This is a genomic window from Parabacteroides sp. FAFU027, assembly GCF_022808675.1.
Classification (GTDB): Bacteria; Bacteroidota; Bacteroidia; order Bacteroidales; family UBA7332; genus CAXXIC01.
In genome coordinates this window covers 19,869-42,701 of the sequence record NZ_JAKZKV010000008.1, presented here as the reverse complement: position 1 = coordinate 42,701, position 22,833 = coordinate 19,869, and the positions used below count along the sequence as shown (strand labels likewise).

The following is a 22,833-nucleotide window of genomic DNA, read 5'->3' as shown; positions in this document are numbered from 1 at the left end:
GCATATGATGAAAAAATATATAAATATAATAGGAATGGGCCGGGAATCTGATCGGGTAAAACGCATCGGAGCAATAGCTTTGGTGGCATTCATTCTACCTTTATCGGTAATCTGTGCACAGAACAAAAGTAAGCAGTCCAACACAGGCAAGACGATTGTTGGTCTGGTGCGTGATGCTCATACTAAACAACCTATCAGCGCCGCTGAAATTTCAGTTCCAAATTTTATGATATCAGCGGTGACTGACGATAAGGGAAAATTCAGCATCAAAGTATCTTCCATACGATCCATCTTGCGGGTAAGCGCTTACGATTATAATCCACAGGAGATTACATTGAGAGGTAAAGATTCGATCATTGTCGATCTCTATTCCGATGTATTTACCAATAAGTACAAGAAAATTGAAGGATTGACCGGTACTACTGATAATTCCTCGATAGGAGCATCAGCTAACAGTATTGATGATCTAAGCCTGTCAGAAGCAGTCGCCGCCGATGACGCTTTACAAACAGCACTTGGAGGTAATGTGCGTGCGATCACTCGTTCCGGTTTGTCGGGAGAAGGAGCTTCGTTGTTCGTTCGTGGTCTCAACTCTTTGAATGCAAATGCCCAGCCGCTTTTCGTAGTGGATGGTGTAATCTGGAATAATCAGTACGATGCAGTTTCCCTTCATGACGGATACTTCGCAAATACCCTGAATAGTATTGATGTAAATGATATTGAAAGCATTTCCTTACTTAAAGACGGAACATCGCTCTATGGCAGTAAAGGTGGTAATGGCGTGATTCTGATCAAGACCAAACGTGCGAAATCAATGGTTACCAAAATCAATGTAAGTATCCTGCACGGTATTGTGGGGCAGCCTAAAACTCTGCCGCTGATGAACGGTGAAGAGTTCAGAAGCTATGCCAGTGATATGTTTGGTTCAAAAGGTCTTTCGGGAAGTGAGGTTTCTTCGATGGGCTTCCTGCAAACCAACAAAAGCAATCCCGTTTACAATACCTATCACAACAATACAGACTGGTCGGATGTCGTATACCAAAGAGGAGTGAATAAAAGCTATTCGATCAATGTAACCGGAGGTGATGAAAAGGCCATGTATTATCTGTCATTAGGTTATACAGGAAATACCGGTATTGTAAAAACAACAGACCTTCAGCGTTACAATGCCCGTTTCAATGCCGATTTCAAAATGATGAAAGACCTGAGCCTGGGAATGAATATCGGTTTTACCCGTAATGAACGGATTTTGCAGGATGACGGTGTAAACAACTATACTTCACCAACCTGGGTAAGTATGCTGAAGTCACCATTCCTGAGCATGTATAAGTTTACGAATAGCGGACAAATCACCCATAACTATGCTTTTGCTGATGAATTCGGTATTAGTAATCCAATGGGGGTGATCTATAATGCAGTGAATAACCTGAAACAATATCGTTTCAACATCGGATTATTGCCAACTTATAAGATTACACCTGAATTGTCATTGAGTTCTCAGTTTGATTACAATCTAGACAAATCAGTAGAAGGCCATTTCGATCCTTATCAATATGTTCCTACAAGAGAACTGAAGGATTTTGGCGCATTCTACAATAAGACCAGCAGTCAGGTGATGCGCAATACTGCTATTTATGATGATACCCGCCTGACCTATGAGAAAACCTTCAATAAATCGAATCATTTGAAGGCTATATTGGGATGGCGATATATGTCAAATTACTACGAATCAGACTATTTGGCTGAGTATAACTCGAAGTCAAATAACAAGACAACGATTACCGGAGATTATGAATTCCTGACCACAACAGGTATCAACAATCTGACCAATTCGCTGTCAAACTATCTGAATGCAGAATATAACTACGATAACCGCATTTTTGTAAATGCAATGGCAGCTGTTGACGGATCTTCTCGTTTTGGTAATGAGACCAGAGGCGGATTTCAACTTTTCGGACATTCATGGGGTGTTTTTCCTTCTGTAAATGCAGGCTGGTTACTCTCTTCTGAGCGGTTTATGAAAAATGTGGATGTGATAAATTATTGTAAGTTGCGTGCCGGATATGGTCTGACCGGAAATGACGGTCTTCAGGATTATCAGTCAATGGCCTATTTTTCATCAGTACGTCTGATGAATGTGGCTAACGGTCTTGCTATTGACAACGTTGCTAATAATAAATTGCAATGGGAAACCACCGCAAAAGCAAACGTTGGTCTGGATTTGTCCATTTTGAATGATAGAGCCTCATTTAACTTTGATTATTTCTCAAACAAAACCTCTGATCTGCTGACGCTCAAAGATCTTCCGGAAGTAACCGGTTTGGGTAAATACTGGAGCAACGGCGGTACCATGACCAATAAAGGTTTTGAATTTTCGGCAAATGTAAAAGCATTGAACTCGAAGCTTCTCAAATGGGAACTGGGCCTAAGCGTTGGTCATTACAAAAACCAAATCACCACTTTACCTAATGGCGATTACACCACATCGGTATATGAAGGTGAAGTGCTTACAGCAGTAGGACAAGCAGCAGGTACTTTTTATGGATACAAAACTTTGGGTGTATTCTCAACGTCACCAGAAGCTGCTGTCGCTAATCTAAAAACAAAAATAAGCGATGGTACTTATGCAACATTTGGCGCCGGAGACATTCATTTTGTAGATGTAAACAAGGATGGTATCATTGATGCTAAAGATAAGCAGGTGATCGGTAATCCTAACCCGGATGTTTACGGAACGATTACAAGTAAGATTGCTGTGAAAAAACTGACACTGAATACGATCTTCACCTATTCGTTGGGTAATGATATCTATAACTACTATCGCAGTCAGCTCGAATCAGGAAAGGACCTGAGCAACCAGTCAACCGCAATGAATGCCCGCTGGACAGCTGATGGCCAGATAACCTCTCAGCCTAAAGCCGTATATGGTGACCCGATGGGAAATGCCCGTTTCTCAGACCGTTGGATTGAAGACGGATCATATCTGAAACTTAAAACAGTCTCCCTCTCTTACGATTTGGCTCTGAAAAATAACTTTATCCAGGGTGTGACCCTTTGGGTGTCAGCTAACAATCTGGTTACCTTAACCAAATACCTTGGTGTAGATCCGGAAGTATCAGCTAAGAACTCTGTTTATTACCAGGGAGTTGATGCCGGATTGCTACCTGCTACCAGAAGCTATTATTTTGGAATTAAGTTGAATCTATAATCCAGACTCAACGAAATCAGCATTTAATATTAAAATAACGAGATATGAAACAATTCAGTAAAATATTGATATTCCTCCTTTTATCATCGTTTGCACTAGTGAGTTGTAATGACTTGCTGGATGTGAATTCTGATAGAATCGTAACCGAAGACGAATATCAGATGAATGCAGCCAACGATAGCCTTTATGCGATGTTTGGCATCTTTAACAAGCTGGAAAAACTGGCAGACAGTTATGTCCTGTTGGGTGAGCTTCGTGGAGATTTGATGGATGTAACTGATAAATCCGATGTATATCTGAATGAGATCAATAATTTTAATTTCTCATCAGAAAATCCATACACTAACAACATCAAGGATTACTATGCTGTAATCAACAACTGTAACTACGTAATCAAAACCGTTGATACCACTAAAGTAAAAGGTGGTAAGCTGGTGATGAAGAGGGTTTATGCTGCAGCCAAAGCGATCCGTGCATGGACTTACATGCAGGTTGCTCTTAACTTCAAGACTGCAACTTATTATGAGCAACCTATTCTCAACCTGACAGACGCAGAAAATATCGAGAAGAATGCCCCTAAGTTGACTATTGAAGAGCTGGCACCCATATTGATCAATGACATTAAACCTTACAAAGATGTTGAAAATCCGAATCTGGGATCATTGTATTCTTATGATACTTCCACTTCATTCTTCCCGATCCGGTTTGTATTGGGTGATCTGTACTTATGGTCTGGTCAGTATGAAAACGCTGCCAATGAGTATCATGATTTGATGTACAAGGGTTCAAACTTATTATTGGGTTATGACGTTGATCGCAAGGTAACCAATTATGCTTTTACAGGGAGTATAGATTACAGTTGGAATTATATGTTTACAGCATATTCATCAGAGGCGCTTACCAATATTGTCGCTTCTAATGAGTATGGACAGATATTCCACCTCGATAGCCTGAATCGTAATAATATGTTGGCTGCATCTGATGTTGCCAGAAAGAACTGGGACAGCCAGATGTATTTTTATAATGATACCGTGTATAAAATGGGCGATTTCCGGAGACAACTTTCTTATGGCAGTAGCCTTTATGCATCTGTATCGGAATCCTTTAAAGATAGTGCAATTCTGAAGTATATAAACATGAATCCTAAGACTACTAATATTAAGACCAGTCGTCAGGTTAGGATTTATCGGAACTCATTGCTTTATTTACGTTATGCAGAAGCCGTAAACCGTTTAGGTAAACCAAATCTGGCGATGGCTGTACTTAAAAATGGATTGAAAAAGGCAACTCTGGATAACCGTAAAATTATACCGGCAAAAGAAATTGGAACTTCTTTGCCCAACTATATGAATTTCAACGATACCCGTTTTACCAATAATTTTGGGCTTAGAGCACGGGTGTTAGGCAATCTGCAAAATGATACTTTATACTACATTATACCCAAGGGGGCAGTTTTGTCAAAACTGGGAACAGATTCAGTGAAATATGTTGAAGACCTTATAGTAAATGAGCTAGCTCTTGAAACCGCATTCGAAGGTAACCGTTTCCATGACCTGATGCGTGTAGCTATTCGTCGGAATGATAATGCTTATCTGGCAAATAAAATATCGGCAAAATATAAATCCAATAGCGACGCGATCAAAACCAAGTTGATGGATCGCAGCAATTGGTATCTTAGAAAATAAGATCATACTCTGAACTTTGTTCTTGAAAGATAAGTTCTTATATAAATGGTTTTGAAATTAGTTTGAAGGAGAGATTGTTCGTGAGAGCAGTCTCTCCTGTGCTAATTATATACCAGGCAAATTTCCCTTAAACTCACTTTGAAATACTCTACAAATGAAAACACAGCTAACTTTATTTATTGCATTTTTCTTGGCGATATTAAGTTCTCTCTTTGCCCAACCTAAACTTACTATTGATCTGAGCAAACAAGGGGCAAAGATCAGCCCGATGCACTATGGGGTATTTTTCGAAGATATCAACCACGCGGCTGATGGCGGATTGTATGCTGAATTGATTCGTAACCGTTCATTTGAAGATGCCACAACACCAGACTATTGGACATTTACCACAACCAATGGAACCGCTACTGCAACGATTGAAACTGCTAACCTGTTGAATTCAGCTCAGACAAAAGCCTTAAAGCTAAATGTTAGCAGCGCAACTTCTTCCACAAAAGCACAGCTGGCGAATACCGGCTTCTGGGGCATCAATGTAGTGAAAGGTACCCAATACACCTTGTCATTTTATGCTAAACGCGATGCAGCGTTCAGCGGATTAATCAATGCAACACTTGAAAGTGCAACCGGTGTGCAGTATGCACAGACCGAAATCAACGTGACCGGCACAGACTGGCAAAAATATACCTGTACACTGACTGCAACCGGCAGTGACCCGGCTGCCCGTTTTTCACTCATCATGAAATCGGCCGGTACATTGTGGCTGGATGTTGTCTCTCTCTTTCCACCTACATTCAATAACCGGGAAAATGGATTGAGACCTGATTTGGCTCAACTACTGGTGGATTTGAAGCCTAAATTCATGCGTTTCCCCGGTGGTTGCTTTATCGAAGGCGATTATCTGGCGAATCGTTTCCAATGGAAAAATACGATTGGTAAAATAGAAGAGCGTCCCAGACATTCCAACCTTTGGGGCTATCATACTTCTGACGGAATGGGTTATCACGAGTTCCTGCAACTTTGCGAAGATTTGGGTGCAGCGCCTTTATATGTAGTCAATGTTGGTTTGGCTCACAATGATTACCAGGCTTATACATCCCTGAACGGTTACATTCAGGATGCACTCGACGCGATAGATTATGCCAACGGGCCGGTAACTTCCACATACGGCGCTATCCGCGCTGCTAACGGCCATCCGGAACCTTTCAATATCAAGTACATCGAGATTGGAAATGAAAACTATTTCGGAAATAATTATGGCAATCGTTATATCTTGTTCTACAACGCAATTAAGGCGAAGTATCCTGATATCCAGTGTATCGGAAATGTTGCTGCATGGGGAACAGATAATCCAAGCTGGACATTCACTTATCCGGTTGACCTCGTAGATGAGCACTATTACCGGAATCCTAAATGGTTTATTAATCAGTATAATAAATACGATACCTACAGCCGTACAGGTCCCAAGGTTTATGCGGGTGAATATGCCGTAACTTCCGATTGTGGTTTGGGTAATCTTAGCGCAGCAATTGGGGAGGCAGTCTATATGGCTGGGATGGAACGTAACTCGGACATTGTTCCCATGAACTCTTACGCTCCTATTTTTGTCAATGTAAATGACCGGAAGTGGTCGCCGGATATGATTGATTATAACGCTTCGAATGTCTATTGCACGCCATCCTATTATGTGCAGAAGATGTTTTCCAATAATGTCGGAACTGTCAATGTAGCCGTAAACGATTCATTATGCCAGAATTACAATATCATAACAGGAAAAGTCGGACTGGGAACCTGGTCAACCGTTTCTGATTATAGTAATGTGACGGTGCAAAACGGAGCAGGAACTACGCTATTCTCCGACCAGTTTGCCAATAGCGCCAACTGGACACCAACTTCCGGAACCTGGAGCGTATCGAACGGTGTCTATTCGCAAACGGCGACTTCAACTGATTGTCGCTCGGTAGCAGCGAATATTTCCGATTCGGTTTATACCTATTCCCTTAAAGCTCGTAAGAATAGTGGCAACGAAGGGTTCCTCATTATTTTCGGTTACAAAGATGCTAGTAACTTCTACTGGTGGAATATCGGTGGATGGGGCAATACGCAACATGCCATCGAGCAGTGTGTAAGCGGGACCAAATCGGTAGTAGCCTCGGCAGCCGGGAGTGTAACTACCGGGAAATGGTATGATATTCGCATCGAAGTGGGTAAAACCCAGGTGAAATGTTATCTCGATAATGTGCTGATTCATACGCTCAAAACGGTAACTCCGTTACTTTATACCTCTGCAACATTGGATGAAAACAGCAAGCAGCTCTATCTGAAGGTTATTAACCCGACAACATCAGATGTTACGACTGCATTAGATTTCAAGAGCCTGACCGGTTTCACAGGTGGCATGTCCACTGTGTTGACATCATCAAGTCAGACTGACGAAAACTCACTCACCGAACCGTTGAAAGTAGCTCCGGTGGCATCTACTCTTGGAGTTCTGAACAAATCGTTCAGCCAAACATTTAAAGCCAATTCCGTAACTGTAATGCAATTGAATACCTCCAATTCCAGTGCAATTTCAGAAGTAAAGCAGACTGCACATGGAATAACCTTTTACCCACAGATGACCAGGGATTTCATTTACCTTAAAGGAGCCGGAAATGAAACGGTACAGGTTTCCGTTTTTGATTTGAACGGAAAAACCGTGTTGCAGAAACAGATAGGAGAGAAGGGCCGACTGGATTTGTCATCACTTTCGTCGGCTATGTACATTGTCAAAGCGATAAAAGGCGGTCAATGCTATTCAACTAAAGTCATCAAAGAATAAGATTCAAACATTAATACAGCTCATAATACATTTAGAACGTGAAAAAACGATTAGGAAAAGAATTTATGCTCAGGAGCCGGAGTCTGAAAGCCGGCTTTAAAGGCATAATTGTGATGGGGAGTCTTTTATTTGCAAATGTCATACATGCGCAGGATACTTCGTTGAGAGTGCAGTATGGATTTAATGGTAAAACCAATACGGACTCAATTATAGATGAAACAGGTCACGGCTATAATGCCCGTCTGATGGGTAGTGCACAACTCAAAAAGCTGGGGAAATTCAGCCTGATGCAAATTGGCTCTACAACCGGGTATGCTGATATGGGGGCAAAGCTTGGGGAGGTTATCAGTTCGTTGTCAAATTTTACAATATCGACCTATTTATACATTGACCCTTCATTGGTCTTGACCAATAACGGGAATTTTGTGTGGTCATTCTCCAATTCAGCAGACATCAACACGACTGCTACAGGGTGTATGTTCTATTCTGCCAAACAATCACGGTATGCTATTTGCCCTACTAACTGGAGTACAGAGAAATCGGTGAGTTACGGTACGGCTGCAACTAAGGGGGAGTGGACGCACATCACCTATACTCAGTCGGGTTCAACAGGAACGGTCTATATTGATGGTGTACCCCAAAAGACCGGCACCGTGACAATGTTACCTTCTGCTTTGGGCGCGACTCCATTTAATTACTTAGGTAAATCAGCCTATGCCTCTGATCAGTATCTGCTCAATTCGATGTACAACGATTTCCGCATCTACAACCGGGCGCTTTCGGCAACAGAAGTTGCAGGTCTGGCCTCGAATATCGCGTCGCTCGACACGCTTACTTTTACCCAACAGGCACAAGAGGCGGCTGCCGCTATTTCATTGGGCGATGTGAATGCCGTTACAACAGACCTGACATTGCCACTTTCCGACAACAATGGTTCTACGATTCAATGGAGTTCGTCTAATACCGCAGTCGTCTCAAACAGTGGAGTGGTAACCCGTCCTGCCAGTGGCTCGGATACCGCTATAGTTCAAATGACGGCTACAGTGACACGCGGCTTTATCAAAGTTGTCCGTGTGATCACTGTTAAGGTTGTTCCTTCCTACAGTAATCAGGTGAGTGTGCAAATGGATGCAGACAGCCTTCACCTGAACGGAAATCTGACCAATCTTCATTCTAGTCTCACTCTTCCGGCATCAGGTGCTCAGGGGTCGACCATCACCTGGACTTCGGATAAACCAACAGTTCTGTCGAATGCAGGTGCGATTGTAAATCGTCCGGCACACGGGAGTGGAAATTCACTTGTAATTCTAACGGCTACCCTTACCAAAGGTGGTGTTTCGGTCCAAAAACAATTTTCCATTTCAGTGGCTGAGGATGAGGGGTTTGCTGCTTATTTGTTTGCTTTCTTTACAGGGAATAGTAGCTCGCAAGAGCAGATCCGATTTGCTACCAGCAACGACGGATTCATCTATAAAGCTTTGAACAATAATAACCCAGTAGTGAGTGCCGATACTGTCGCTACTACGAGTTACGGCCTGCGTGACCCGCATATCCTTCGAGGAGAGAATAACGATTATTACATGGTGGCAACGGATATGAGATCCTCATTAGGCTGGAGTTCAAACCGGGCAATGGTTCTCATGAAGTCCAAAGACCTGATCAACTGGACTCATGTCGATCTGAATATTCCACAGTTGTATTCGCAGTATGCTGCTGCTGACCGTGTATGGGCACCACAGACCATTTTTGATCCGAAGGTTGGTAAATACATGGTCTATTTCGCCATGCGTTTGGGATCTTCTGATTTTGACAAAATCTATTACGCTTATGCAAACAGTACTTTCACCGCTTTGGAATCGGCTCCTCAGTTATTGTTTAATAATAACGGGTTGTCAACAATTGATGCTGATATAGTTTATAAAGATGGACAGTACCATATGTTCTTTAAAACCGAAGGCAATGGCAATGGGATAAAAAGAGCGGTTTCCAATACACTCACCGGAGGATATGTATTGTACGATAAATACCTTCAGTCAACCACCAATGCGGTAGAAGGCGGCTGCGTTTACAGAATGTACAACACCGATGACTGGATTCTGATTTACGACATGTACACCAGCGGGGCATATCAGTTTACGGTAAGTAGAGATCTGATCAACTTCTCAGTAGTACCTAATCCCGTATCATTTGATTTCACTCCGCGTCACGGAACGATTATCCCGATTACAGCGGCAGAGTTGAATGCTTTGAATGCGAAATGGAATCCATCAGCAGTAACTTCAGAAAAAAACGATAATGGATTTTCGGTTTATCCGGTTCCGGCGAAAGATGTTTTGAATCTAAATCTACCGAAATCAGATGCGGTAAAATCATATGTGGCTATTTATGATATGCTGGGAAAACAGGTAAAACGTCAGGAAGTAACCTCTCCAAATTCAACCCTGGATATTTCAACCCTGACTCCCGGTGTCTATCTGATTCAATCAGTGGCGGACGAAAAAGTCACAGGCCTAACCCGCTTCATCGTAAAGTAAAAAAATCTGCTTTTTTTCATTCCTTCTCAGGTTAAGTGATAGTAGCAAAGAACGGTAAATACAGTGCATCTGTGTTTACCGTTCTCATTTTAGGTCAGTCGGGGCCATTATATTTTCAAAGAATCGTTTTTTACAAGCCGCTCAGATTGTCTCCTCCTTTTTGAATTAATTTTCCTCATGGTTGAGTGAGTCTCCTATTAGTTTTGTAACGGGTAAAAAGGGTAAACCCTTTTAGAGCCTTATGCTTACTTGAATTTACTCACAAATCAAATGTAATTAGGTAATGAACATTTTAATCAATTTATCATGAAGAAAATCTTGACTTTTATTGTGGTGTCATTTTGCATGATACTCACTTCGAATGCCCAGAATCTTATAGATTTCTGGAATGGTTATACCGCCTCTACGGCCACTTATGCAACAGGCGAGGGGTCTCAGGCAAATAAATGGGGCTGGTCAACTAACCCGGCTACTGCAGTTACAAACTGGAACACAGCGAATGGTTCAGGGAATATTCGTTATATGGATAATGTATCGGGGTATGATGCAGGTCGTCTTATGTACATCCGTTGGGATGGCGTTGTTTCTACTTCCGGAAAGTATTACCTGAAGTTGGATACAATAAACACAACAAAACTTACCGCTGGACATGCTTACACTTTTACATGGAGTTATGCCTGGAATAGTAATGGATCAGCTCCTACAATTACTACAACCGTTTGTACTGCAAGAGATGGTTCAGGTGCAATAGCTCCATTAGAGGTAACCGGTACAAACGCAGCTATCTCTGGTACAAGTGCCACTTTCCCGTTAAGTACTACTGCAAAATCAATGACGACTGGTAGCCTTACATTTTTGGCGTCTAAAGATGGTGATTATTATATCTCATTCGGTGCTAATACCGCGTCACTTTGTGCTATCCGGGATTTATCACTTGTAGATAAAGGAACTGACTATGCTGCGCTTGCAGAATTACAGAAACAAACTGATGCATTGACCTTAGGTGATTTAAGTAAACCGATATCTTCTAATTTAACTTTGCCGACGACAGCAGGAACACAGGGTGTGACCATTAAATGGGCTTCGTCAAACAATGCCGTTGTGGATACATTTGGTGTTGTGACCCGTCCGCAGACTTACAATGCGCTGGCAACTCTTACTGCTACGCTGTCTATGGTCTTAAATGGAAAGACTTACAACCAGACAAAAAGCTTTAGAGTTATCGTTGCTCCGGTTACTGAAATGCCCACTTACATGGCTCGTTGGAAATTTGATAACAGCGATATTACTTCAGCAAACGGTGTTGTAACGGTTAAAGATCAGTACAGCGGTTTTGTCGGAACAGTGAAAAATGAGGCAAGTATCCGAACTATCGGTAATCCGGGTTCTGCGCAATATAACGTTTTATATACAGGTAATGGTTCCGGTTATCTGGATATGGGAACTGAGATTGGTAAAGCGATATATTCATTGACTGACTATACAATGTGTGGATATTTCCGTATTGATGATGATTATACAGCCATTAACAGTAACGGTAACTTCTACTGGACATTCTCTAACACTGACTCGGCTATGACCAAACCAACCGGTTATATCATCGGTAGCTTGAAGGCTGAAAGCCAGAGTGTATCTTCCAATCGTTACGATAACGGAAACCAGGCTACCGGAGCCAATGTAAATGCCGGATTGGGTAAATGGCACCATTTTGCCTATACTCAGAGTGGAAATACCGGAACGGTATATATTGATGGAGTACAAGTGGCTCAGAGCACTACTATGACCAACCTACCTGCTACAACTTTGCCTAAAGCAGGATTGACCGGAACCCTTTACAACTGGTTGGGCCGTTCAAATTATGTGGCTGACTCTTACTTGCGTAAAACTATGCTTTACGATTTCCAGGTGTTGAGCACAGCATTGACACCAGATGATATCGCAGTGACCGGATGGAACGAAGGTGAAGAAGGCGTTATTTCAACCCTGGGTAACCTGGAAGCGGCTTATGCTGAAAATCCGAACTATGTAAATACAGACCTCAATGATGAACTTGCTAACCTGACATTTGCAAAATTGACCTCTGAAGACTCTGCTCAGGTAACCACAAATCTGACTTTACCTACTGCCGGATTGTTGCACAATAATGTTACCATAACATGGAGCACGTCAAATGACAAAGTGATAACAGCGGCTGGTCAGGTAACACGTCCTGATTACTATCCTTACACAGTTACTCTGACTGCTAATTTATCATTGAATGGTCAGAAAGTAAGTAAAGTTTTCCACCCAACCGTATTGGTTAAACCAGGTACACAGTTTGCTAATGACCTTTTGGTTAAATATGATTTTGCAAACGTAACTAACGATACCATCGTAACAGATGCTGCAGAGAAACACTTTACCGGTGTGGTGAAAAATGCCAGTTATGCAGGTATCCGTACTATCGGTACTGCTGAAACAGGAACCTATAAAGTCTTAGCATTGGGTGATAGTATCGGTTATTTCGATATGGGTGCTGAAGTGGGTAAACTCATGTATCATCTCAATGATTACACCATGACTGCTTATTATCGTATTGATAATACTTATGCTAATCTGACTAAAGCTGGTAACTTTATCTGGAATTTCTCCAACTCAAAAGATATTATTAATAACCCAACTGGTTATCTTATCGCTAGCTTGAGATCACAAGTTCAGACGCTCTCTTCTAGCAACTGGAACAGTGAACAATCTGTAACCTTTGCTACTGCTGCATTGATGGGTAGCTGGCACAACTTTACCTATACTCAAAGTGGTACTACAGGTACTATTTATGTTGACGGAATGCCGGTAGCTACAGCTGCTGTAACTAATCTGCTAAGCACAACTCTTCCAAAAGATGGAGTTCTTGGTACTTTGTATAACTGGATTGGTCGTTCTTGCTATACCGGTGACGTTTATCTTCGCAAGACTATGGTGTATGACTTCCGTCTGTACCGTAAAGCTTTGAGTGCTGAAGAGATCATGACAACAGATCTGAATGTAGGCAACACAATTTCTTTACTGGATGCCGCATATAATGCAAATTCAGGAGCAGCTGGTGTATCACAGGTAAAAGCTTCACAATATCAGGTAATCGCAACTGAAGGTGCTATTAAAATCACAGGCCTTGCAGGTGGCGAGAAAGTATCTGTATTTGATGTAACCGGTCGCCAGTTCCAAGTGACTAACCCATCTGTGATTGCATTGACTCCGGGCATGTATATCGTGAAAGTAAACGGATTTGTTACTAAGGTAGTAGTAAAATAATCCCAAATACACACACTATCACCAAGGGGAGAGGTCATTCTGGCTTCTCCCTTTTTTAATGTCAATCCGCAGAGAATTTAGAATTATAGTCAACCTGTTTAATTCAGAAAAACAGGACACCTACATACCTGATGGTTCGGCACGATGTCAGATGGATTGTTGGGGTGTATATTCGGAAGAGGGTGTCCCAAAAGTCATTAAACTCACATATTGATAGTTCGTCTGTTCTTATCTCCCCTAAATCTAAAGGGGACTTTGAAGAGTGGAATTTCGGTCCTGATATGCACTTTCAAAGTATATTGTCGCAATATGTAGCTACTTTACAATAATTGATTCCTGTAAGTATTTATCTCATATGTGTAAATTGGTCAAGAAACACTCTAACTCCACTCATCCTCCGCTCTAGCTCCAGTGATCCTCTACAGATGCTCCAGAGATACTCTAGTAAAGAGAGGTTGTAGGCTTGTGTTGGTTTTGTGTTTTGAGGGGGTTTGTTAGTGTTGAATTGATATAAAATAGCCTATTTGTGTGATAGATTGTAAGTTGTGCCTGCGTGAATTGATAAGCAGGAATTTAAGATATAATTCTCGAAAGTATCTAATAAAAGAGTGTTTTCTGCATATTTTGATAGTGCGGATATTTACCTGAGCAAACTATTCAACAAGATTACGGTGCTATGCATTTTGGGGATGCTTAAGAATGTGTCATATAGAGATAGATTGCTGTAGGGATAATAATATTTGTAGAAATAATATCACAAGCAAGTGGCGACAATAAGTTTCTCCGGAATGAAAAACGCCGGTGCGTTGGATTAAAGACAAAAAAATAGGATGCCGTACTGACATCCTATCTTTGGGTTTTTCAACTATTTCACGATAAGCAATCCACTTTGTACGATATCATTTGCTTTTACCTTGATTAAATATTGGCCGGATGGGAGATTTAGATCAGAAAGATGAATGCTGTTTTCTTCGATGTTACGCGTCTTGGAAATTAAAGTTTTCCCGGCCACATCAGTAATCTGAACGGTCACGCTTCCAGTTTCATTTGCTTTAAGAACAAGAGTCAGTTCATGCCCAACCATCGGATTTGGATATATCACCAAACGATTCTTACCACCATTGAAGAGGTCATTAACTCCGGCTGCAGTGCCATGGTTGATTCGCACTTCCGTATAACTGTTCCAGGTGCTCTGGTTATTGCCGCCTCCTATGATTTTCACGTAGCGGGCATTCTGATCGGTAAAGTCAAAGTTTTCCAGACTGGTCGTTGTTCCGCTCGATTGTCCATTATAGACCTCCGTAAAGTCAGTACCATTGCTTGAAAGGTTGATACTGAAATAACTTTTACGGGAATTCCCGCTATAAAAAGAAATATCGGCGGAGGTTACCAGCTTTGTATCTCCAAGATCATACATGATCCATTGACCTTTACCATCGCACGACCAACGGGTGTTGAAGTCAAAATCGACTGTTTTATCCGGAGTATTGGTGGTTCCGCTTTGGTATCCACTGGCTGTTACTGCTGTAATCCCCGAATAGGCGAAGGTCTTTGAATCTCCGCTTTCGACTACATAACCAGTGGCACTCGTTATATTCTGAACGGTAAGTTTATAAGATCCAAAAGTCATTCCGCTGACCGTAAGCACACAGCAACTATCATTGCCGGTTTTAGCGATAGTGGAGACTGTTACTCCGTTGCTCACGGTATAATTCGAAGCCACCAATGAGGTATTGCTGTCAATCATATTATTGAACTTTACTTTGATATGATTCGGGTCAGTCGCTGTTGCCGAAATCAGGACGAAAGGTGAGGGAACAGGCATCTCTCCGGAAGCCAGTTTGACCACCTCGCTACCCGCCAAAAGAAATGCACCTACTCCGAAGTCTGCCGTGGAAGCGACCGTAACCGGCTGTGAAGAGGCCGGATTACTACCCACGCCCTGTACATAACCCAGGAACCCATTGGACTGGACTGCTACGCTGGTTAACGCATTCCAGGCTTTCACCACCACAGGATAGTAGGTGGTACTGTCGAGGAATCCGTTGTTGATCCCCCATGCCATGTCATAGGCAAACATGGCTGTACCACTTGTCTCCGGCCCTCCGTATTCATTCGGATCATCGAGGCTGACGTTCCAGAAACCGTCTGTACGCTGGCGGTCTTTTAGGGCTGCGGCCATGTTTTGAAAAGTTTCGATGTATTCTGTACGGTGAGGATCGGTCAGTGGAAGCATCTGCAATACACGTGCATGAGCAGAAAGCACCCATCCGTTACCACGTGACCAGTAAGACTCATTGCCGTTAATGGTTTTGTAAGGCGGTTTGAATGATGCGTCACGGTACCAAAGGCCTTTTGCGCTGTTGTACAATCCCAGCGTGACTTTGGCATAAGAATAGAGGTCGTACATCTTATTGAAGTAGCTGGTATTGTTGTACATCACACCAAGACGGGTGAAAACCGGCATGGCCATATTCAGGGCATCGATCCACCACCAGTCATTGACTGTGGAGCTGTTGACCATATTGTCCACCGAAGTTTTGATGGCGTTGATTTTCGAGGCCGGCTTTAACGGATCCAGGTTATAGAGATCGATGTAGGTTTGACCGCATATCTGGTTATCGGCGCTACGGGTAGAGGTGCCCCCATTGAGTGACCAGCTATTATTGTTTGCCCATAAGGTTGAATAGTTCAGGTAAGTATCTTTCGGATAGATTTTATTGAAATCCATATTCCCGGTAAAATAGACCGCTCTGGCCCATTGGTTGTTGCCCGGGTCGGTATTCTGCTCTATCCAGTAATTGTTGACCGATTTCATGGATGAGATAATCTCCAGTTTCGAAGGAAGTACCTGAGCCATCAGACTGGTTGAAAGTAGTAATGCTCCAAAAAAGGTACATCGTCGATTCATCTGTGTTTTTTATTTGATTAGAGGGTTAATGTTTGGCTCTTATTTCTCAGAAGCAAAAATAGATTGATTGAGAAAGAATGGGGGAGAGGATATATTCAAATAAGAATACCACGGAAGATAATATTGAGACATTTTAAACAGGTCTGATTTATTGTCAAAAGGGAGTGACATGTGTTTCATCTTCCTAATTGAATGAATATTCCTCCTTGTGCTACAGCCATGTAGATATATTTGCGATATAAAAAACAATTACCTATCTATAAACTATTTAATTCTTTTATCATGAGGAAAATTACTTCATTAATTGCATCAGCCTTTGTCCTGTTTGCCGGAGCATTCAGTTTGCAGGCTCAAACCGATGTCACAGCAACGTACCTAACCAATGCCGGGTTTGATAATAGCTGTAATTATCTCACAACAACTACGGCAAGTAACCTTGCATCCGGAAGCACAAACAACCAGACAATTAATGGCTGGACATTAACTGCTTCAGCAGCGAACACAGCCTCTTCAACTTTTGAATATGGATACGCCGGAACATTAAATTTGTCTGGTACTACTTATGGCTTTATTCCTTCTCAAGGTTATGATGGTGCTACCGGTAGTGGTCATGGAGCATTGGGTATTTCTGCTGCATGGTCCTCAACTATCACTTATTATCAGAATGTGACTTTACCAGCAGGTAAATATACTCTCGAATATGCAGCATATAATTCAGGCCCTGCTGCTGCAGCTTACAGTAAAGTTGGTTGGGTTCCATCTTCCGGTACATCTGTAATATCCAGTAAGACATCCTTTACCCAGGCTGCCTGGAGTACTGAAACCCTGACCTTTACTGTAGCAAGTTCGACTTCTGGTAAGATTCAGATCGGAGTGGGCTCTCCAAATTCGGGTTCAGGAACTGTTGGACGAATTTTCTTTGATTATGTCAAATTGACTCTTTTGCCGGTTGATAAAACATCACTTAAACAGTTGAAAGATTCAGCGACAGTGATGTATAATAATCCTCAACCAGTGCCTGCTTCATCTACCGTTTATACAGATTTGAATACTACAATCGCAGCTGCTCAAGTGGTTTACGATAATTCAAGTGCAACGTCTGAACAGGTATTAGGCCAGGAGGAGGCTCTGAAAACCGCTATTACAAATGTTTATGGAGCAATTCTATTGCAATCAAGAATTTCTACCTGGACTTCTCTTCCTTATAATGCATCTTCAGTTATTGTAAATCCAAGTTTTGAGTCTGATTTGGCAACCGGATGGACTAATGTCGGTTCATTTGTAAGACAGTCCAATACTTCATTTACTAAAAAAGACGGAACCAATTATGTTGAAAAATGGATAAATTCAGGTAGTTCTTTGTCGGGTTTGAAGCTTTCGCAAGTCATCAAGAATCTGCCGAATGGTATTTATTTGGTAACAGCCTCTGCGATGGCAACACAACAGACTGGAGGAACTTATCCGGGAGGTGCGTTTCTGTATGCAAATAACCAGCAAACAGAGGTGTTCTCAACAAATGATTATTCTGTAACAACTACAGTTACAAATAATACACTTGAGATTGGATATAACGTAGTTTCTACCGGTAACTGGGTGGCAATTGATAACTTCAGATTGTCATATATCAGTGATGGATCTCCTTATGTTGTACTAACTCCGGGTGCGCTGTTGTTTGATGGCGTAAACCTGTCAAAAACATTCAATGTTAGTGGTGGAAACCTGACCAGCAATCTTTCACTAAGTGCTCCGACTGGTATTACACTGAATAAAACTTCATTGACACCCGCAGAAGTGGCTGCTGGCTCAACTGTTACAGCAACTTTTGATGGTACAACTTCTATTACTGCCGGATCTATTTCAGCAACAACAGGATCAGTAACCCGCACAATTACTGTAAATGCTTCAGCGGATGCAGGATGTTTTACTCCGTTATATACTAATTTGACCAATATGATTGCAAATCCGTATATGAATGATTTGTCAGTCTATACAAATTCATGGGGAGCTACATCTGTAGTGACTGGTTCAGATGCATATTGTGGTTACGGTGCTGGTAAAGTAACCGGAGCTAATGGCGGATCAATTACGACTTCAAATTATACCTGGACACCTGGACACACATATCGCATGAAAGCCATGATCAATACAACAGGCGTATTCCAGTTTGGGTTCCAAAATACTTATGCAGATGGTACAAATGCAACCTACGAACAGCAGCTTACAAGTACAGACGGTGTTTGGCAACCTGTAGATTTTACTATTACAGCAGGAACTAATGCAACTTCTGGATTTGTTTACTTCAACAACTGGAGTAGAACAGGTACTTTAGGATTAATTGATAACTGGGAATTGTATGATATTACCGGCGTTCCGACTTCTGTTAATTCAACAGACGTTGCTAAAAGTCTGACTGTTTCAAGAATTGGAGATCAAATAGTTCTTAATGGTACCCAGGTTGGTGATGATGTAAAAGTTTACAGCGTAAACGGTCAATTGGTTCAAACCGTGGTAGCACTTTCAGATGCAACATCATTGAATCTGAAATCAGGCGTTTATGTAATCAAAGTAAATGACAAAGTACTGAAAGTGGTGAAATAACATTTGACCATTAAGAATATAACCTAAAGCGAGGATGTCAGATGTGGCATCCTCGTTTTCATTAATAGGCTATTTTCTTATTCTCTATTTTCACTTCCAAACCGCTGAAACACCAATATTAAACAAATAATCACTAAGTTTGCAGAGCTTCTGAGTTTTCAGGGGCTCTGTTTATTTGATAGAATATGAACATAGAGAGAATATATAAATCGAAATCACAGTTTGTTGCCCGGGAAGTTGATAAAGAGCTTGTCTTGGTTCCCCTGACCGAAAGCGTTGCTCACATGAATAAACTATTTACCATGAATGAGACGGGACGTTTCATCTGGGAAAATATTTCGGAAGGCATCACTGTTGATGAATTGGAGGATATCGTCGTGCAAGAGTTTGAGATTGACCGTGAGACGGCACATAAAGATATCGAAGCTTTTCTTGCCCGTTTAGAACAAATGCTTTAATATTACAATTCCGCACCACAGATTTTCAGTAAACAATGATTCTATCAATCGCTGATTTTCACATTCGAATAACTTCAGAATACCCGGTTATGCTCGAAGAGGGCTATGACCTTTTTGTGAATGAAAAAGAGGTACAGCCTGATGTCGAAATTACCTGTTATAAGGGCATTCCCTACGAAGTGATTGACGGTAAAGAGCTTTTGTTTGAGGCAAAAAATCAGCAGCAGCGTTTTTATTCCATATACAAGATGGAGTCCGGACTAGGATTTGCCATTTATGAACCGCAAAAAGGACAGGATATTCAGCAGATTGCCCTGCTTGATGTGTCGTTTACCCATTGGAAAATCTACTCAGAGCCGAATGAAGAGAGCGAATTGATGCCATTGAAATATCCGATGGGTCCGATTATGATGTACTATCTGACGGTGAACTCTGATGCGGTAATGATTCACGCATCCGGTATTTTTGACGGAGCGAAAGGCCGGATATTTACCGGTTTTTCAGGTCGGGGAAAGAGTACCATGTCCCGGATATGGGCTGAAAACGGTTCCCGGGTGGTAAATGACGACCGTCTGATTATCCGCAAATGTGCTGACGGAATCTACTTCTATAACACGCCGATGTTTTACCGGGATATTCCGAAAAAAGAGCGTTTAAACAGTATTCACCTGATTCGGCATGCGCCGGAAAACATTGTGGAGAAGGTGGCCGGAGCTAAAGCGCTTTCCAAAGTTTTGGCTTTCTGCATTCAGAATAATTACGACAAACGATTTGTGCAAAATAATCTTCGGGTGATGAGTGTGATTTGCTCATCGGTATCGGTTTATGAAACCGGTTTTGTGCCGGATTGTAGTATCGTTCAATATATTCTTGATCATGAAGACTGAATTGGCACACGAGGAACTGGTTGGAATCGCTGATTCCCTGCTGCAGGAAGGGCGTACCGTTTCGTTTACGATGGCAGGGTACAGCATGTATCCGACCCTGAAACCGGGTGATGTTGGTTTGGTCAAAAAGTGCGCCCCGGAAGATTTGTACACGGGCGATATCATCGTCTTTCGTACCGCACAAAAGCTGGTTGCCCATCGCTTAGTCAAAATCGTTGAGAAAAAGAATACCCATTTTTATATAGCTAAAGGGGATAATAACCGCCACACCGATACTCCTTTCAGGGAGGAGGCGTTGATTGGGAAAGTGGAATCCTTTACCCGAAACGGGAAGAAACGCCGGCTGGATAGCCTGACGGTGATTCTTCAGGGGTTGTTTTCGGGGTATTTGCCCGGACTGGTGTTGCCTGTTAACCGGTTTCGAATCCGGCTGGGGCTGTTGTTTATCCATTACTCTACCTCATTTCATACGTTGAGGCACAATTTGCGGCTGGTTTCTACCCATTCCCGCAAAATGATTTTCATCAATACCCTATTGGCGCTGTTGCAGGGGATTATACCGCTCGGTATGATTTATTGCATCAAGCTGTTGATTGACTTTTTGTCAAAAACGACCCAATCAGAGGGTGTGAATCGCCAATTGTTGCTTTTGCTGGCGCTGACCGCATTTTTGTTTATGGGAAATGCACTGCTGAACGGCATCAAAAGCTATTTCTCCGAAAAGCTAAACCATTCGGTCTCCCGCTGGATATACGAATTACTCCATTCGAAGCATGAGACGCTGGAGCTTTCCCATTATGAAAATCCTGAGGAGCAAAATAAGATGCACCGCGCCATTCAGCAAGCCGGATTTCGTCCTGTGAAGCTCATCAACGAATCTATCTCGGTGGCCAAATCACTGGTGGCTGTGCTCGTGATGCTGGGGATGTTTTCGATGATTCGCTGGTACCTGATTCTGCCGTTGGTCTTGGTTGTTATTCCGGGCGTATTGGTGCGGTTGAAGACATCGGCCCGTTTTTACAAACTCAAGCAGGAGCAGAGTGCGCCCGAACGCGAAATGTATTACTTCAACCGTGTACTGACCGGATTCCCATTTGCCAAGGAGATGCGGTTGTTTGGCTTTGCGCCTTTCTTCCGGAGTCGTTTCAATAAGGTGCAGGAGCAGCTGTTTGACCAGAAGGCGACCCTGCTACGTTCGGAACTGAAACTGGATTTCATTGCTCAGATTTCTTCGGCTGTGATGATTTTCCTGATGCTCGGTTTTGTGGCTTATCTCAAGTTGCATGGTGAGATTAGCCTGGGCATAGTGGTGCTTTTCTTCTTTTTGTTCCAACGCGGATTTACAGTGATAAATGACCTGTTCCGTTCATTGACACTGATGCTCGAAGACAACAGTTACCTCGATGATTTTGTCTCATTTGTGGAAATGAAAGATTCGGGTAAAGATAAAAAGCGCAGGCAAATCCCTCTCCTGGAGCGGGGAATCGCAGTCGAACAGGTGAGTTTCAGGTACGAAACGAGCCATCGGGAAGCGTTGGATAATGTCAGCCTGACCATTCCGGCGGGTAAGACGGTCGCGTTCGTCGGGGGCAATGGCTCGGGTAAAACCACCATGATTAAGTTGCTGTGTGGTTTTTACCAACCCCAATCCGGCCGTATTCTTTACGATGATACCGATTTGAGCGGACAAAGTCCCGAGTCCGTATGCCACCAGGTGACGGCGGTGTTTCAGGATTTTGCCCTTTATAATATTTCGGCTGCCGAAAATATCGGTCTGGGCCGTCTGGCTTTCGATTTTAATCCGGATAAAGTCACCGAAGCGGCTCAACTGGCCGGTGTTTCGGATGTGTTAGAGCATTTGCCCAAAGGTTATAATACCATGCTCGGTAATCTCTTCGAAGGAGGGGAGGAGCTGAGCATCGGCCAATGGCAGAAGATGGCCATCGCGCGTGCCTTTTACCGGGATTCTCCGGTACTCTTTATGGATGAGCCTTCGAGTGCGTTGGATGTGGAATCGGAGGCTTTGATTCTCCAAAAACTGAAACAGCTCTCTCGCCAAAAAACGGTTGTTATCGTCAGCCACCGCCTCTCGACGGTGCAATGGGCCGATATTATCTATCATTTTGAGGAAGGACGTATAGTTGAGGCCGGTTCGCACGCTGAGTTGATGGCTATGCAGGGACGTTACTGGCAGTTTGTCAACAAGGAGTTTTCGGAATAAGATAGTTTCCGGCAATTTGTCGCTCTCGACCGCCAGATTGCCACTCCGGAGCGTTAACTTGCCGCTCTTGACCGCTAAGTTGTCGGTCGCGACCGTCAGATTGTCGCTCTTGACCGACAATTTATCGCTCCCGACCGTCAGATTGTCGCTCCGGAGCGTTAACTTGCCGCTCTTGACCGCTAAGTCAGCGCTTTATCTTTTCGAAATTCGTTAATTAACCCAAAG

General features: G+C 42.6%; 10 protein-coding genes and 1 pseudogene. 9 read left to right on the top strand and 2 right to left on the bottom strand.

From position 1 onward, the window contains the following. Positions 1-4 precede the first annotated feature (4 nt). From MLE17_RS13115 to MLE17_RS13095, 5 genes are all read left to right on the top strand, one after another. Entirely contained in the window at positions 5-3,208 is a 3,204-nt protein-coding gene (locus tag MLE17_RS13115; RefSeq protein WP_243349163.1) for a SusC/RagA family TonB-linked outer membrane protein, read from the top strand. Between the two features lie 44 nt (positions 3,209-3,252). Continuing rightward, positions 3,253-4,893, top strand: a complete 1,641-nt coding sequence (locus MLE17_RS13110) for a RagB/SusD family nutrient uptake outer membrane protein (protein ID WP_243349162.1) — start codon at positions 3,253-3,255, stop codon at positions 4,891-4,893. A gap of 154 nt (positions 4,894-5,047) precedes the next feature. Beyond that, entirely contained in the window at positions 5,048-7,711 is a 2,664-nt protein-coding gene (locus MLE17_RS13105) for an alpha-L-arabinofuranosidase C-terminal domain-containing protein (RefSeq protein WP_243349161.1), read from the top strand. Between the two features lie 38 nt (positions 7,712-7,749). Then, the gene (locus MLE17_RS13100) at positions 7,750-10,245 is read left to right on the top strand and encodes an immunoglobulin-like domain-containing protein (RefSeq protein WP_243349160.1); all 2,496 of its coding nucleotides are present in this window, start codon (positions 7,750-7,752) and stop codon (positions 10,243-10,245) included. A 306-nt stretch (positions 10,246-10,551) separates the two neighbouring features. Further along, positions 10,552-13,533, top strand: a complete 2,982-nt coding sequence (locus tag MLE17_RS13095; RefSeq protein WP_243349159.1) for an immunoglobulin-like domain-containing protein — start codon at positions 10,552-10,554, stop codon at positions 13,531-13,533. An 865-nt stretch (positions 13,534-14,398) separates the two neighbouring features. Here MLE17_RS13095 and MLE17_RS18985 read toward each other — a convergent pair. Further along, positions 14,399-15,163 (bottom strand): discoidin domain-containing protein, encoded by a 765-nt coding sequence (locus tag MLE17_RS18985; protein ID WP_410795629.1) that lies wholly within the window; start codon positions 15,161-15,163, stop codon positions 14,399-14,401. Between the two features lie 207 nt (positions 15,164-15,370). Then, positions 15,371-16,444 (bottom strand): annotated as a pseudogene (locus MLE17_RS18980) (glycoside hydrolase family 88 protein); the annotation flags it as partial. A gap of 282 nt (positions 16,445-16,726) precedes the next feature. On the opposite strand from MLE17_RS18980, the gene MLE17_RS13085 reads away from it, so the two are divergent. From MLE17_RS13085 to MLE17_RS13070, 4 genes are all read left to right on the top strand, one after another. Beyond that, positions 16,727-19,042 carry a T9SS type A sorting domain-containing protein gene (locus MLE17_RS13085; RefSeq protein WP_243349157.1) on the top strand — a complete coding sequence of 772 codons (2,316 nt, stop codon included), beginning with the start codon at positions 16,727-16,729 and terminating at the stop codon, positions 19,040-19,042. A gap of 185 nt (positions 19,043-19,227) precedes the next feature. After that, positions 19,228-19,500: a PqqD family protein gene (locus MLE17_RS13080; RefSeq protein ID WP_243349156.1), complete on the top strand. Its 273-nt coding sequence runs from the start codon at positions 19,228-19,230 to the stop codon at positions 19,498-19,500. A gap of 35 nt (positions 19,501-19,535) precedes the next feature. Continuing rightward, positions 19,536-20,387 (top strand): hypothetical protein, encoded by an 852-nt coding sequence (locus MLE17_RS13075; RefSeq protein ID WP_243349155.1) that lies wholly within the window; start codon positions 19,536-19,538, stop codon positions 20,385-20,387. Beyond that, positions 20,377-22,608, top strand: coding sequence for a signal peptidase I (locus tag MLE17_RS13070; protein ID WP_243349154.1), 2,232 nt, complete (start codon positions 20,377-20,379; stop codon positions 22,606-22,608). Before MLE17_RS13075 ends, MLE17_RS13070 begins: the two co-directional genes overlap by 11 nt. Positions 22,609-22,833 lie beyond the last annotated feature (225 nt).